This window comes from Sphingomonas panacis, assembly GCF_001717955.1.
GTDB classification, from domain to species: Bacteria; Pseudomonadota; Alphaproteobacteria; order Sphingomonadales; family Sphingomonadaceae; genus Sphingomonas; species Sphingomonas panacis.
Genome location: NZ_CP014168.1, coordinates 4,908,646 through 4,923,510, shown reverse-complemented (window position 1 = coordinate 4,923,510; position 14,865 = coordinate 4,908,646). Strand labels below are relative to the sequence as shown.

Here is a 14,865-nt window from a genome sequence, read left to right as displayed (position 1 = left end):
CGCGGGCGAAGCCCGCGTCGTCGGCCGACAGCGCCTGTGCTTGCGCACCGACGCGGCCTTGGCCGCGCCTCAGGCGCTGTAGTACATGTCGAACTCGACCGGGCTGGGCTGCATTTCCCAGCGATACACTTCGGCCCACTTGAGCTCGATGTATGCGTCGATCTGGTCCTGGGTGAAAACGCCGCCCTTGAGCAGGAACTCGTGGTCGGCGATCAGGCTCTCGAGCGCTTCGCGCAGCGAGCCGCAGACCGTCGGAACGAGCGACAGCTCGGCCGGCGGCAGATCGTACAGGTTCTTGTCCATCGCCTCGCCGGGATGGATCTTGTTCTGAATGCCGTCGATGCCCGCCATCAGCAGCGCCGAGGTGCCGAGATAGGCGTTGGCGAGCGGATCGGGAAAGCGGAACTCGACGCGCTTCGCCTTGGTGCCGGCGCCGTAAGGGATGCGGCACGAAGCCGAGCGGTTGCGCGCCGAATAGGCGAGCAGAACCGGCGCCTCGAAGCCCGGCACCAGCCGCTTGTAGCTGTTGGTGGTCGGGTTGGTGAAGGCGTTGATCGCCTTTGCATGCTTGATGACGCCGCCGATGAAGTACAGGCAGGTGTCCGACAGGCCAGCATAGCCGTTGCCGGCGAAGGTGTTCTCGCCCTTGTTCCAGATCGACATGTGCGTGTGCATGCCCGAACCATTGTCCATCTTGATCGGCTTGGGCATGAACGTTGCGGTCTTGCCGTACGCCTGCGCAACCATCTTCACGACATATTTGTAGATCTGGATACGGTCGCACGTCTCGACCAGCTTGCCGAAGGTGAGGCCCAGTTCGTGCTGGCCGCCGGCGACCTCGTGATGATGCTTGTCCATCGGCAGGCCCATCTCGATCAGCGTCGAGACCATTTCGGCACGGATGTCGGTGGTGACGTCGACCGGGCCGACCGGGAAATAGCCACCCTTGGCGCGCGGACGGTGGCCGAGGTTGCCGCTCTCATACTTGGTGCCGGTGTTGGTCGGCAGTTCGACGTCATCGACCTTGAAGAAGCTGCCGTTGTAGGTCGTGTCGAACTCGACGCTGTCGAACATGAAAAATTCGGGCTCGGGGCCGACATAGACGGTGTCGCCGAGGCCGGTTTCCTTGAGATACGCCTCGGCGCGCTTTGCGGTCGAGCGCGGATCGCGCGTGTAGAGCGAACCATCCGAAGGCTCGACGATGTCGCAGACGATGATGAGCATCGGGGTCGCCGAGAACGGATCGACATAGACCGCGTCGAGATCCGGCTTGAGGATCATGTCCGACTCGTTGATTTCCTTCCAGCCCTCGATCGAGGAGCCGTCGAACATCAGACCGTCGGTCAGTTCATTCTCGCCAATCACGTTCGCGCACATCGTCAGGTGATGCCAGGCGCCTTTGGGATCGGTGAAGCGGACATCGACCCATTCGATCTCCTGGTCCTTGATCATCTTCAGGACGTCGTTTGCGGAATTTGCCATATGCCCCAACCCTTTCTGGTTCGCTCGTCCGGCTCTGCCGGAGAATCAATGTTGCTCCCGGAGGAGCGTTGCCTGTCACATTATGCTGCGGCGCGTCAAACTGACTTCGTCAGACCGCGTCCTCGTTGCGCTCGCCGGTACGGATGCGCAGCACCGTCTCGACGGGGATCACGAAGATCTTGCCGTCGCCGATCCGGCCGGTCTGCGCCGCCGCGGCGATCGCCTCGACCACGCGGTCGGCGATGCCATCTTCCACCACCACTTCGAGTTTCACTTTCGGCAGGAAATCCACCACATATTCGGCACCACGATAGAGTTCGGTATGGCCCTTCTGGCGCCCGAACCCCTTGGCCTCGGTCACGGTGATTCCCGACACGCCGACTTCGTGGAGCGCTTCCTTCACCTCATCGAGTTTGAACGGCTTGATGATCGCCTCGATCTTCTTCACGTAAACGCCCCCGGTCTGTAAACGGCACAACACCCGCGCCGCACCTTACAACAAACGTGCCACCCGCGCGCGCGGCCTGCAACCTCCCAAAGCGAGCGCATCGCAGGCCGCAAATGCCTAACGCGCGCGCAGTGGCGCGGAAGCTGCCGTATTTTGTGGCATGTTGTCGGCCCCGCCGACGGCGTTCCTTCGTCCGGACCTATCCGTCACCCCAGCGCACGCTGGGGTATTCCGGGGGAGGGCGCGTGGTATCACGGAGAGAACCCAGCGTGCGCTGGGGCGACGTTGAGGTGGGGGAGGGCGCGGTCTTCGCCGCCGGCCTCAATAGGGCGGCCGGTCATACCCTTTGGGGCTGCCGGTGAAGATTTCGCAGCCGTCTTCGGTGATGCCGATCGAATGCTCGAACTGCGCCGACAGCGAGCGGTCGCGCGTCACCGCGGTCCAGCCGTCGTCGAGCAATTTCACGTCGGGGCGGCCGATATTGATCATCGGTTCGATTGTGAAGATCATTCCGGGCTTCAACTCCGGCCCGGTGCCGGGGCGGCCGACATGGACGACCTCGGGCGCGTCGTGGAACATCTTGCCGACGCCATGGCCGCAGAAATCCCGAACCACGCCGTAGCGGTGGCTCTCGGCATGGCGCTGAATGACATGGCCGATGTCGCCGAGATGGTTACCCGGCTTCGCCTGCTCAATGCCGAGCATCAGGCATTCATAGGTGACATCGACGAGCCGCTTCGCCTTGATCGGCACATCGCCGATCAAATACATGCGGCTGGTGTCGCCGTGCCAGCCATCGACCAGCGGCGTCACGTCGACGTTGACGATGTCGCCCGATTTGAGTGTCTTGTCGCCGGGAATGCCGTGGCAGACGACGTGGTTGATCGAGATGCAGCATGAATGCGCATAGCCGCGATAGCCCAAGGTCGCCGGCACCGCGCCGTGATCGAGCGTAAAGGTGCGAACCAGATCGTCGATCTCGCCCGTCGTCACGCCCGGCACCATATGCGGCACGATCAGGTCGAGCGTCTCGGCCGCGAGCCGGCCAGCGCGGCGCATGCCTTCGAACGCCTCGGGGCCATGCAGTTTGATCGCGCCGGTGCGGCCTGTGTCCGAGTCGGGGGTGACGGTGATATAGTCGGTCATCATCGTGATATAGCGACAACAGGCAGGCTTTGCGAGATCGGCCGACACAGGCTATGCGCATTGACATGAACGAGCGCATCTGGACGGCCGCGCTGGCGGTGATAGGCGACGAAATCCTGTCCGGCCGGACTCAGGACAAGAATGTCGCGCAATTGGCGAGCTGGCTCAACGTGCAGGGCATACGGCTCGTCGAGGTGCGGATCGTGCCCGACACGAGCGAGGCGATCGTCGAGGCAGTCAATGCGTTGCGCGCGCGCAACGATTACCTGTTCACCACCGGCGGCATCGGCCCGACGCATGACGACATCACCGTCGATGCGATCGCCGCCGCTTTGGGGGTAGGGGTGGTGTACCATCCCGAAGCGTTGGCCGCGCTCGATGCGTATTACGCGACGCGCGGCGGGCTGACCGAGGCGCGCAAGCGCATGGCGCGCGTGCCAGAAGGAGCGGGGCTGATCGAGAACCGCATGTCGGGCGCGCCCGGCATTCATGTCGAGAACATCTATGTGATGGCCGGTGTGCCGCACATCACCGCAGGTATGCTCGATGCGCTGACCGGCACGCTGGAAGGTGGGCGTCCCGTCGTCGCGGGGACGATCGGCTGCTGGGTGGCCGAAAGCGAGATCGCCGACCTGCTCGGCGCGACCGAGCGCGCTTTTCCCGGCGTGTCGATCGGCAGCTATCCGTTCTTCCGCGATGGCCGCACCGGCGCGAATTTCGTCGTGCGTGCGACAGATGCGGCGCTGGTCGACACTTGTCTTGCCGAACTGACCGCGCGGCTGGAAGAGCTCGGATACGCCGTAACCGCTGGCGGCATCTAGGGAACGGCCACGCTCGCGCCACGTTGGGGGCGCAAGCGCCATGCATCGGCCTGGAGTATCCAATCGTGTCTGTGTTCTGGCGGACATTCGCCGCCGCTTTCTACTGCCTGGCCCCCGTAAGCGCGGTTGCTGGGCCGCTCTGCCCCGCCGATGGATTCGACTATATGGGCACCGCAGTGACCTTCAACGGCGATCGCTCGGCCTATTATCTCGCCAGCGACACCAAGCTTGTCGATGCCGACGGCGCGCCCAACGCCTATCACCCCGCCGATGCACCCGACGCCTGTCCCGACTCCGGCCTCGGCATCGATTGTCTCGCGTCGGCGGGCTATCCGGGCGGATCATGGTGGCGCACCGTGCTCGTGGCCGATCCCGACGATCCGGCGCGGCCCGCCGTTCAGCGGGACGGGCCGTACAAAGGCTATTTCGTCTCGATGACGTCGCTGCGCAACACCGCGCTCGGCGCGGACAGCCCGGCCAGCTATGTCGATGCGGCGCGCACGCCCTATCTGGTGCTACCCGCGCCGATCTATCGCACCGATGGCATGGGCGAAATGGGCGACATCGGTTGGGCGATCAATCTCGACAATGGCCGTTCTACCCCGTTCGTGATTGCAGATGAAGGCCCGGTCGAGCCGTTCGGCGAGGCATCGGTTGCGTTCTGGCGTGCGCTCGGCGGCATGCCCAATCCGCGCAATGGCGACGGTCTTCCCGACGGACGGATCGCCTACGCGATCTTCCCCGGCAGCGGCCGCGACGCCGCGATAGGCTGGCCAATCAACCATGATGCGCTCGTGCGCGAAGCGAAGGCGCGGCTCAACGCGGCGGGCGGGGCCGCGACGTTGCGCGCTTGCGCGGGAAAGACATCGCCAGCGTGGGAACCGACCGCGCAGTGAAGGCGCGGACGCTTGCTTTCGCGGTGCTGCTCGGTTGCGCTGCTCCCGCCGCTGCCGCGCAGGACTGGACACCGCACGCCGCCGCGGCGTTGCTGGACGCGACCTTTCCGACCGCTCAGGCATGCCAGCGCGCGCTCGACGATGCCCGCCGCCGCGAGAGCCGCGCCGCGCCCGTCAACGGCCTCAGCTACACGCATCTGTTCGAACAGGGCCGCTGCCAGAGCTCCGCCCACCAGGGCACCCCCGCCTGGCGTATCCGCATGCACTGGACGCCGCGTGCAGGAAGCGGCAAACGACGTGCGCAAACGCATTGACCTGCGCACGAAGACGGTGCAACTGGCGACGCGTTGCGGGTGTAGCTCAATGGTAGAGCAGAAGCTTCCCAAGCTTACGACGAGGGTTCGATTCCCTTCACCCGCTCCACGCGCAACGCGCTGATTATCAGATGCTTTAGTCCGCGAATCCGCTGCGCGACCTGCGGCATTGGTGCGGCGGAGAGCTCCCGAAGCCACGTCGCGATCTCAACGATAATCGACTCGGTTGCCGCCAAAGCCGGTCCGGATTGGCCAAACGCCGCTTAAAATCGAAGGCAGGCAGATCAGTTCCACTGAGCGTCTGGCAGGGGCACAGCTTTTCTTAATCCAGACATCCGCCGCCAGCGGCTCAGGTTAGGGTCACTGTTAGTCGGCATGTTGTAGCGGCTGATCGTTGGATGTAGCACGGGCGTGCTGGCGACCGAGAGATGCGTAAGCTCCCGCCATCGGAGGTTGCATGTCGTCATCGCCATTGGAGTTCCTCGCCCGCCGGCTTTCACAACGCGCGCCCCTGAGCGAAGATGATGTCGCTGCCGTCTCGTCACTTCCGCACACCGTGCGTATTGTACATGCCGCGACCTATCTCGTGCGAGAGGGCGAGCCGCCGAAACCATATTGCGCGCTCGTCATCTCCGGCATGGCGTTCCGCCACAAGCTGACGGTCCTTGGCGCGCGTCAGATCGTCTCGCTTCATCTCAGAGGCGACATCCTCGATCTTCAGCATCTGTTTCTCAACATCGCCGATCATAGCGTGCAAGCTCTGACGGAACTCGACGTTGCGGAAATCGACCGTGAGGCGCTTCGGGAGGTTGCCCTGGCCAGACCGGCGATTGGGCAGGCGCTGTGGATCGAAGGTCTGGTCGACGCGTCAATCTACCGAGAATGGGTTCTCAATGTTGGACGCCGTGATGCGCGTGCGCGCATCGCCCACATTCTATGCGAAATCGCAATCCGCATGCACGCCGCTGAAATTATCGAGGCCGAGCGTTTTCAACTGCCGATGACACAGGAACAGTTGGGTGACGCGACAGGCTTGACCAGCGTTCACGTCAATCGAACGATGAAGGCTTTGGCCGCGGATGGGCTGATCGAGCAGGCTGGCCGGTGGATTTCCATCCGTGATTGGAATGGCATCAGGAGAGAAGGTGATTTCAATCCCTTGTATCTTCATCTGGATCAGGTCGCCCCGCATTTTGGCCGGCCACTGAGCGCGTTATTCTCGCGCCGCGGCTGAAAGGATCTTCGAACCGGGGCGGATCATCCGTCGCTGGCCGCTATCGCCCTTTTTGACGGCCTGATCGATCCTCCGGGTTGTAGCGGCCGGAATGCGCTTCGATGCTTTGCCGCATACTTACCAGCAAGCTAAGCGACTTCTTCAGCGTTTGGGCAGGCTCCTTCTCCTCGGCCGCGCTCTCCTCCTTTACCTGTGACGCACTCGCGATCACTTCGAGGGCCTGGGATTTGGTCAGCGCACCATTGTCGAGCAAGCTGTGAATGAGGCTCTCTATCAGGAGCAAAGCAGCTTGCCCCTGTGCATCGGGCTGCGGATTGCGATCCTCGCTAAAGGAGGAATCTACATGCGGAGTTTCGTTCGTCATTTTACCGACCAAGTTAGCCGTTCTATATCAAGATGCCGCGCGAGATCGCGAGAGTTCACGGGTGCCGGTTCGCAAGGCGAGATCACAGCAGGCTGATAAGAGATCCAGCATCACCATGTTGGAAAAATATTGCCGGTACTCTGTGATTTCTGGCACCCTAACGTGTGCCGTGCTCGGCTCATCCAGATTCTGATACAGTATCGGACTCCTCGGCACGTTTCCTATATTCGTCGGCCAGCGTGAGGTGGGCCAATGCGGCGGCATTGTTCTCGCAGGTGATGGCCATTTCGAGCTCCTTCCGTGCACGTTGTCTGAAGTAGCTTCGACTATCGGTCCTTGCTTGAGAAGCCATCGCATTCACCTCCTGCGGCGCGCTCTACGCCTGATCGAGGCCACTTTAAGTCAAGTGATAGCCGCCTCAATAAACTCGATCAGGATGCAGGTAAGCAGCCCATTAAAGTGACTATCCGTGCCAAACCAGCGGCGAACCGCTGGTGTGTGCAAGGCGGCGGCCGCGCCCGGGATTGTGGGCGCATCCACTCGTCGGCTCACTTCCCGGAATGGCAACAGGAATGGTGCCTTCGCACCGGAAGAGATAAGCCACAGCTCCCAATCGAAATCGGGTTTGTGCTTCGAATCCGATTCACGCAGAGGGAATGGGCCACGGCATTAAGCCGGATTTTCAGTGTACTGCAGCCCAGTTTACCTTGCGGACGGTCATCTCGAGATTGCGACTCCATTCACCCCTGCGGCGACAACATCTTTTGATCGTTGAAGATTGTTTTGCTACAGAGTTGCATGTTTCAATCGCTTACCGCTCGCATCGCCGCACTGGGTGCCATCATCGTGGCCGCCTTGCTCACGCTGGCGTGGCTGCTTGCCGGTGCGTCAGCGGAAACGCGTGAAAATTTCCGGTGGGTTACCCATTCCGGTGACGTAATCGCCTCGATGAGGACGGCGCTCATAGATTTGCGCGAAGCCGAGTCCGGGCAGCGCGGTTTCGTCTTGACCGGCAACGAGACTTTCATCGCAACGTTCGAACAGCATATCGCCGATGGACGCCGGGCGCTCACGCGCGTGGTGGGGATGACGACCGACAATCCCGTTCAGAACGCCCGCGCGCGTGAGTTGCTGAGGCTGATGGATGAGCGCGTGGGCGGGCTGCGCACGACGCTGAAGGCCGCCCGGAGCGGCGGATTCGAACAGGCCCGCGCGACAGTCGCGAACGGGCACGGTCTCGAGTTGATGAATACGATCTCGTTGCTCGCCACCGGGTTTCTGGAGGAGGAGCGCTCCCTTCGGGAATCGCGAATCGCGGTGGCGGGCGAACGGCTTACCCGGTTGCAGAAACTGGCGTTGATCGGCGGTTCACTGCTGTCGCTGCTGGTCGTGCTGGTGTCCGCGCTGGTCATTCGCGGCATTCGACGCCCGGTGGATGTCATTCACGATGCAATGGTGGCGCTGGGACGGGGCGACCATAACGTGCGGATCACCACCATAATGGGCTCGCGCGAATTCGGGCAGCTCGCCGACGGCTATAACCGGATGGCCGACCGTCTTGAAGCCGCCATTGCCGATCAGGGGCGCAGCGAGGGCGACCTCAAGATCGCCAATGACGAGTTGTTGGGCAACCGGGATGCCTTGCAAGACCGTGGCGATGCGATCGAGCTGCTGGGCGGAATGGCGCATCGTATGCAGGCGGCGCGCACCGACGACGAACTGGCGCAGGTGATCCGCGTGTTCGTGCCCCTCGTGTTGCCGGGGATCGGGGGCGCGCTCTATGCCCACAACAATTCCCGCAACCTGCTGCTCCCGATCGCCGGCTGGGGTGGATCGGCGCCCGAACGGGATGGCTTCGCACCGAACCAATGCTGGGCACTGCGGCGCGGGCAAAGCCATTTCGTCAGCGCGCCGGGCAGCGATATCGTCTGCGCGCATGTCGCCGATGCGGAGACGGTCTACCATTGCGAGCCGCTGCTGGCGGGCGGAGAGGTGATCGGGACGCTTTGCCTGTTCGGCACCGTGACCGCCGAGAACCGCTTCCGCTTGGCCGTCATGGCTGAGAATATCGCCTCGGCGCTGGTCAATCACCGGCTTCAGCGTGACTTGCGCGAGCAGACGATCCGCGACCCGCTGACCGGATTGTTCAACCGCCGCTATATGGAAGAAGCGCTCTCGCTGGAGATCGCGCGGGCACGGCGATCAGGCGCGCCGCTCAGCGTCGTCATGTGCGACATTGATCATTTCAAGCGCTTCAACGACGAGTTCGGGCACGACGCAGGCGACAGCGTGTTGCAGGCGGTCGCCACGGAGATGCAGAGCCGCTTCCGCGACGGCGATCTCGTATGTCGCTTCGGCGGCGAGGAATTCACCATCATCGCGCCGGGCACCACCGCCGAGGCGCTTGGGGCGCGGGTCGAGTCGGTGCGTCAGGCGATTTCCGAAATCAGCCTGCGCCAGGGCGGCCGGCTGCTCGGCGGCACCAGCATGTCGTTCGGCATCGCGACGTGGGACAACAGCATGAACAACGACGGATCGTCGCTCGTTCAGCTCGCCGATGCCGCCTTGTACCGCGCCAAGCGCGAAGGCCGTAATCGCACGGTTATAGAACCGCACGAGGACGCATAGTTCGGAGTCCGCTCTGGTCCGGACTGAAACCCGCAGCTAACCGCCATGCCGTTGGTAATAGGTTGCGAGCACGTCGAACGCCTGCTTGCGCTGACCTGTCTCGGAGATCAGGCCCTTGCGGTTCCAGCCTTGCTGGAAATCGGGATTCTGCCGTCGGGGCGAACGGAAGTCCTTCAGTATCCACGGCGACATCCCGCGTAGCGTCGGAACCTTGTCGGCCATCCGGAGCGTGTAGCGGTAATAATCGGCCTGGAAATCTTCGGAAAACTTCTGCCCCTTGATGGGATCGTGGAAGCCCGCCCGCGCATCGGCGCCGAGTTCGGAGAAGATCAGCGGCTTGTTCGCCGGCACGCGCCATTCGCTGCCGGGAAGGTCAGTCAGCCGGTCCTGTGTGTACCAGCCGTTATAGGTGTTGATTGCCATGACATCGAGTACATCGGCCAACGGGTCGGCGAGAGTCATAACGGGGTGGTCCGCCGTCTTCGATCGTTCGACGAGCAGCGCGGCGCTGACGAGCCGCGTGCCGTCGAGCCGGCGGACATCCGCGACCAGAGTCCGCAGGAAAGCATTGCGCGCGTCGGTCACGGGTGTCTCGTTGGCGACGCTCCAGATCGCCACCGATGCCCGGTTGCGATCGCGCCGGATGTTCTCGGCCAGCATGGTTCGCGCGCGTGCCAGCGTATCGGGATTGGACCAGGCAACGCGCCAGTAGACGGGTATTTCGCTCCAGACCAGCAGGCCCATTTCGTCCGCAAGCCGCGTCGTCACGTCCGAATGCGGGTAATGCGCGAGGCGAACGAAGTTGCCGTGGAGCCCATCCTTGATCTCGCCCAGCAAGGCGCGGGCGGCGGCGGTCGTCATCGCGCGGGTCGGATCGACGCCGAGTTCCTCCTCGTGCATCGAGATGCCGCGCAGGAAAATCGGCTTGCCATTGAGCAGGATGTCCGCGCCACGCACCGCGATGGTGCGGAAACCGATACGGTCGCGCCAGCTATCCTCGCCCGCGACGACGCCGACCTCATACAGTTTCGGTCGGTCGGGAGACCAGCGGACGAGCGCGCGCGGCGCCGTCATCGTCGCACGCCAGTTGCCCTGCGCGTCGGTCACGCCGGCGCGATCGAGTTTAAGCTCGGCGATGCGCAGATGCACGGGTCGGTTCGCGGCCTGTGGGCCGTCGAGATGGACATCGACGGCCAGCCGCCCGTCGCCCAGCAGGCGCACCCAGGCATCATCCACATAGGTATCGGGGGTCGTGATGAGGCGGACCGGCCGGGTGATGCCGCCGTAATTCTCCCAATCGGTGACGGCGGGCGGCACCGTCGTATCGCTCGCCTGCGAATCGACCCCGACGGTGATCTGGTTGTCCCCGTCGCGCAGCAGCTTCGTCACGTCGAACGCGAACGGCGTGAAGCCGCCTTCGTGCCGGCCGACCTGCTGACCGTTGAGGTACACGATTGTCCCATAGTTCGCGGCGCCGAAGCGCAGGAAGGTGCGGCCCTGTCGCTGCGCTGGCGCGGCGAAGGTCCGTTGATACCACATCAGCCCCTGATAGTGGCGCAACTCCGGCGCTTCGGTGAGCCAGGAGGAGGGGAGGGTGGTGATCGGCGAATGGCCGAGATCGAACTCGTAAAGCACGCGGTTGTCGGACGCCATCGCCGCGCGCGGATCGACGTCGCGCCAGCGCTGCTGACCGGCATCGGGCGCCTCGCCGTGAAACCCGGCGATGCCCGAGCGGAATGGATCGATCGAATAATGCCACGGCCCGGACAGATCGGTTCCAGCCCGAAGATCGCCGGCGGCGAGCACCGGGGTTGGTGCGGGAGCGGCTTCCTGGGCGGAGAGCGGCGCGATGGCTATCGCGATCGGCATCGTCACACCGAGCATGCGGAACAGCGGTTTCATGCGTCTCTCCCGTCCCGTCACGATGCGGGCTTGTGTTCGAACATCATGCCAGTCGCCTTGCTCGGCTGGAAGCCCTTCCAGACGGTCGCGGTCGGTGCGCCGGGGCTGAAGGCGGCGATGCGGCCGCGCGGCAGGCCGGGCCAGGTGCCGGTACCGGAGTCAGGCGTAAGCCCGTCGAGAAAGCTCGCCTTGGTCGCGTCGTCTTTCACGTAGCGGTCGAGAAAGGCGGTGATAAAATGCGCCTGCACCGCCAGCAGGCGGTCCTTGCGCCACACCGCATCTTCCAGCCAGTCGATGTCCCAGAAGGTGCGGCGCATTTCGGGCGGCGCACCACTCAGCGCGATGCTATGGCCGGCTTCTTTGAAGGTCAGCAGGTAGCGGGAGGCGTGGACCTCTTGGTCGAACGCGGTACGGACGCCCGGATCATAGCCGACGACATGATCCTGGCTGCCGACGATGAACAGCGTAGGGGCGGTGACCGCCGCGACGCCAGATCCCGCCCAGAGTGCCTTGTCCTGAAGGCGCACCGCCGGCGCGATCGCCACCACCGCCTTGAGGTGCGCGACCTTGAGCAGCTCCGCGTTCGCGCCACCCGCGGCATAGGGCGCAAGCACCCCGCGCGTCGCGCCGCCCAGCCACGGATCGAGCGGCGCGCCCGCAGTCGTAAGCACGCCGTAGCCCCCCATCGAATAACCGATCAACGCGGTACGATCCGGGTCCGCGGCCGCGAACGGAGCCCGCCCGGCCCGGGCGCGCCGCTGTACCTCCGCCGCGACGAATGCGATGTCGAGCGGTCGCCGGGAGAGCGGACCGGCGAACGCGAACGCGCTCCGGTCGCTGATCGGCGGGTCGCGAAAGGCGGGGGCGACGACGACATATCCCTTGCTGGCGAGGTTCTCGCCCAGCCACGCCAGCAATTCGGGCGCATTGCCATAGCCATGTGCGAGGATGACGAGCGGGAAACGCCCGGTGCTTTGGCGCGCGCCCGGCGTCGCGATGCCGGGGATCGTGAACGGCACATCGACCCCCGTCTCGCCCGAAAGCGCGGTGCGGTAGGTGGTGCCGGGACCGGAAACCGCCGCAGGATACCAGATCTTGAGCGGAAGGTGCCGGTCTTCCACAAGCGGCCGGTCCTTGCCCTTGAGCGGGTTCGGCCGATCGGGCTGAACCAGTTCGAGGTCTGCGACCCCGACCGGATAGGCCCCCAGCCGGGCGAGTTCCGGCGCATCCACGCCCGGCCGCGCCGGAGGCTCGGCCCCCGGCGCGGCGCCGATAAGCACCGCTGCGGCCGCAACCGCAAACAGCGCCTTTGTCGACTTTTTCATATCAGCCCGGCTCAGAAGTTCAGCGCCAGCCGCACGCCGCCATAGCGACGGAAGTCGCGTGGCAGCAGCGCCTGGGTTGCGATCTGGTTGCCGAAGTTACCGGCGGTGTTGACCAGTGAGCTGTAATATTGCTGATCGAACAGGTTGTTGACGAAGCCGACGACCTCCCAGCGGCGGTCCTCGTCCCGGATGCCGAGGCCGACGTTGACGATGTGGAAGGCGGGTTGGAACGTCTCGGGGTCGCGCGCGGCATAATAGAGGCTGCTTTGATACTGCCAGTTCACCTGGGCCACGCCGCGCAGCGTGTCGGTCAGGCGCGGTGAATAATCCGCATTGACGTTGAACTTCCACTCGGGTGCCTGCGGGACGCGCGTGCCCGTGAGGTTCTGTCGCGTCGGCGTGCCGGTGCAGCCCAGCGCTGCGGTCTGGAGCGGGTAGCATTGCGCCGTGCCAAACGAGGTGTACTTGGCGTCCAAGTATGTCACAGAGCCGCCCAGCGTGAGATCGCTCGCAAGCGTCGCCGAGCCTTCGAACTCGATGCCTCGGGTGTTGAGGCCGCCAACGTTGGTGAGGCGGTAGTTCGAGGTTCCGTCGGGCAGCGTTTCGATCGTCTGCGCCTGAAGATTGTCATAATCGGTATCGAACAAGGTGACGTTGAGCGTGAGCCGACGCCCGAAGAACTGCGTGCGCAGGCCAAGCTCCTTGTCGCGCGAACGCTCGGGACGGATCGGCCCGGCCAGCGCGCGGTTCTGGTTGAAGCCGGTCGTCAGATCATAGGTCTGGCCTTTGTACCCGGTCGAATAAGTGAAGAATCCGCTGACCGTCGGCGTGAACTCGTAGCGGACGCTGCCGCGATAGGTGCCGGCTGTGTCATAGGCTTTGCCGCTGAACGCCGCGTTGCCGGCGGCGTGATCGACGAAGGTGTACGAAACGCGCTCGTTCTGCACGCGTCCCCCGCCGGTCAGCGTCAGGCCGGGATACACCGTCCAGTCCGCCTGCACGAAGCCGGCGACCTGTCGCGACTTCGAGGTGGCGTCCCAGTTGGCGATCGAGAAAGCGGGGCCGCGAACGAAAGCGCGTTCAAACGAATTGGTCGCCGCATAGGCGCCGACCGTATAGCGGAACGGCTTGTCCCCCGGTGATTGGAGGCGGAGTTCCTGCGTGAACTGCTCCGAGTCAAACGACCCGATCTGATTGTTGTTGCCGTACGTCGTCGTCGAGGACGTGTCGTCCTGATCGAGATAATCGTCGAGGTGGTAGCGATCGTAGGACGAGATCGAGATGAGGTTCATCTCGCCGAACACGCCGAACTCGCCCCGCAGATAGCCGCCGCCGCCCTGATATTTGGTGCGCGAGTCGAAGTTGTTGCTGATGTCCTGATTGTCCGGGCTGATCGTCACGCCGGGAAACACCGTCGCCGGATCGAGCGTGGCGACCCCACGCAGCCGCGCACCGGGCGCGATATGGATGAAGGGGCGACCGACATCGGTATTGCCGTTGACGTAGTTGAGCGACAGCGTGATCGAGGCATCGTCCGTCGGCTTCCAGCGCAGCTTGCCCCGGACGTTCACCGCCTCGCGGCCGCTGACCTGCTTGTCATCGAAGACATTGTGGACGTTGCCGTCCCAGAAATTATACGCGGCGGAGAAGACGTAGCCGACATCGGGCGACAGCGGGCCGGAGACGCTGACATTGGCGCCACGTTCCTGATCGCTCGTCACCACCGCATTGGCGCGCACGTGCAACGTGTCGGTCGGATCGCGCGTGATGAGGTTGACGAGGCCAGCCGAAGCCGACTTGCCGTACAGCGTACTCTGCGGCCCGCGCAGCACCTCGATCCGCTCGATGTCGGGAAGGTCTGTGAACGCGCGCGCGGTGAGCGGCACCGGCACCTCGTCGACCAGTACCGCGACGCTCGATTCGACGCCGATGCCGAACGCGAGCGTACCGACGCCGCGCAGCGAGATGTTGGAGTTCTGCGGCTGCTCGGCCGGGCGCACGATCAACGACGGTGCGATCTTGCCGAGATCCGCGAAGTTCCGCACCCCCGCAACGGCGAGTTGCGCCGGCGCGATGACCGACACTGCGAGCGGCACGCTCTGGATGTTCTCCGCGCGCTTGTTGGCGGTGACGATGATGTCGCCGACCGCCACTTCATCCACAGTTGTGGCTGGCGCAGTCGCGGTATCGGCGGGCGGGGTGGCGTCCGGCGCGGTCTGCGCGAGGGCAGGCGACGCGCTCAAGGCCAGGATCGCGGCGATGGCGGCGCTCGAAACAGTGGTACGATAGTTCAACATAGTCCCCT

At 64.1% G+C, this 14,865-nt stretch carries 12 protein-coding genes and 1 tRNA gene; 6 read left to right on the top strand and 7 right to left on the bottom strand.

All coding sequences use genetic code 11. The annotated features are described in order from the left end of the window. Nucleotides 1-69 precede the first annotated feature (69 nt). From glnA to map, 3 genes are all read right to left on the bottom strand, one after another. Nucleotides 70-1,482: a type I glutamate--ammonia ligase gene (gene glnA / locus J0A91_RS22920; RefSeq protein ID WP_069206833.1), complete on the bottom strand. Its 1,413-nt coding sequence runs from the start codon at nucleotides 1,480-1,482 to the stop codon at nucleotides 70-72. 109 nt (nucleotides 1,483-1,591) lie between these two features. Then, nucleotides 1,592-1,930, bottom strand: coding sequence for a P-II family nitrogen regulator (locus tag J0A91_RS22915; RefSeq protein ID WP_069206832.1), 339 nt, complete (start codon nucleotides 1,928-1,930; stop codon nucleotides 1,592-1,594). Nucleotides 1,931-2,251: 321 nt separating this feature from the next. Continuing rightward, on the bottom strand, nucleotides 2,252-3,076 hold the full coding sequence (map, locus tag J0A91_RS22910) for a type I methionyl aminopeptidase (protein ID WP_069207597.1): 825 nt from the start codon (nucleotides 3,074-3,076) through the stop codon (nucleotides 2,252-2,254). A 65-nt stretch (nucleotides 3,077-3,141) separates the two neighbouring features. On the opposite strand from map, the gene J0A91_RS22905 reads away from it, so the two are divergent. From J0A91_RS22905 to J0A91_RS22885, 5 genes are all read left to right on the top strand, one after another. Further along, entirely contained in the window at nucleotides 3,142-3,897 is a 756-nt protein-coding gene (locus tag J0A91_RS22905) for a competence/damage-inducible protein A (RefSeq protein ID WP_083225012.1), read from the top strand. A gap of 65 nt (nucleotides 3,898-3,962) precedes the next feature. Beyond that, nucleotides 3,963-4,793 carry a glycoside hydrolase family 75 protein gene (locus J0A91_RS22900; protein WP_150127035.1) on the top strand — a complete coding sequence of 277 codons (831 nt, stop codon included), beginning with the start codon at nucleotides 3,963-3,965 and terminating at the stop codon, nucleotides 4,791-4,793. Next, nucleotides 4,772-5,107 carry a hypothetical protein gene (locus J0A91_RS22895; RefSeq protein WP_150127034.1) on the top strand — a complete coding sequence of 112 codons (336 nt, stop codon included), beginning with the start codon at nucleotides 4,772-4,774 and terminating at the stop codon, nucleotides 5,105-5,107. The genes J0A91_RS22900 and J0A91_RS22895 overlap by 22 nt, the downstream gene beginning before the upstream one ends. A 35-nt stretch (nucleotides 5,108-5,142) precedes the next feature. Beyond that, a tRNA-Gly gene (locus J0A91_RS22890) sits at nucleotides 5,143-5,216 on the top strand. 348 nt (nucleotides 5,217-5,564) lie between these two features. Beyond that, nucleotides 5,565-6,341, top strand: coding sequence for a Crp/Fnr family transcriptional regulator (locus J0A91_RS22885; RefSeq protein WP_069206828.1), 777 nt, complete (start codon nucleotides 5,565-5,567; stop codon nucleotides 6,339-6,341). 40 nt (nucleotides 6,342-6,381) lie between these two features. Here J0A91_RS22885 and J0A91_RS22880 read toward each other — a convergent pair whose 3' ends face one another. Next, on the bottom strand, nucleotides 6,382-6,705 hold the full coding sequence (locus J0A91_RS22880) for a hypothetical protein (protein ID WP_150127033.1): 324 nt from the start codon (nucleotides 6,703-6,705) through the stop codon (nucleotides 6,382-6,384). A 798-nt stretch (nucleotides 6,706-7,503) separates the two neighbouring features. Here J0A91_RS22880 and J0A91_RS22875 point away from each other — a divergent pair. After that, complete coding sequence (locus J0A91_RS22875) at nucleotides 7,504-9,333, top strand: diguanylate cyclase (protein ID WP_206364954.1); 1,830 nt, start codon at nucleotides 7,504-7,506, stop codon at nucleotides 9,331-9,333. Nucleotides 9,334-9,369: 36 nt separating this feature from the next. Here J0A91_RS22875 and J0A91_RS22870 read toward each other — a convergent pair whose 3' ends face one another. Genes J0A91_RS22870 through J0A91_RS22860 form a run of 3 tightly spaced genes read right to left on the bottom strand, consistent with a single transcriptional unit; the run spans nucleotide 9,370 to nucleotide 14,857 of the window. Continuing rightward, a complete protein-coding gene (locus J0A91_RS22870; protein ID WP_069206826.1) occupies nucleotides 9,370-11,235 on the bottom strand; it encodes a glycoside hydrolase family 2 protein in 1,866 nt (621 codons plus the stop codon). 17 nt (nucleotides 11,236-11,252) lie between these two features. Continuing rightward, nucleotides 11,253-12,560: an alpha/beta hydrolase family protein gene (locus tag J0A91_RS22865; protein WP_069206825.1), complete on the bottom strand. Its 1,308-nt coding sequence runs from the start codon at nucleotides 12,558-12,560 to the stop codon at nucleotides 11,253-11,255. 11 nt (nucleotides 12,561-12,571) lie between these two features. Continuing rightward, a complete protein-coding gene (locus tag J0A91_RS22860; RefSeq protein ID WP_069206824.1) occupies nucleotides 12,572-14,857 on the bottom strand; it encodes a TonB-dependent receptor in 2,286 nt (761 codons plus the stop codon). Nucleotides 14,858-14,865 lie beyond the last annotated feature (8 nt).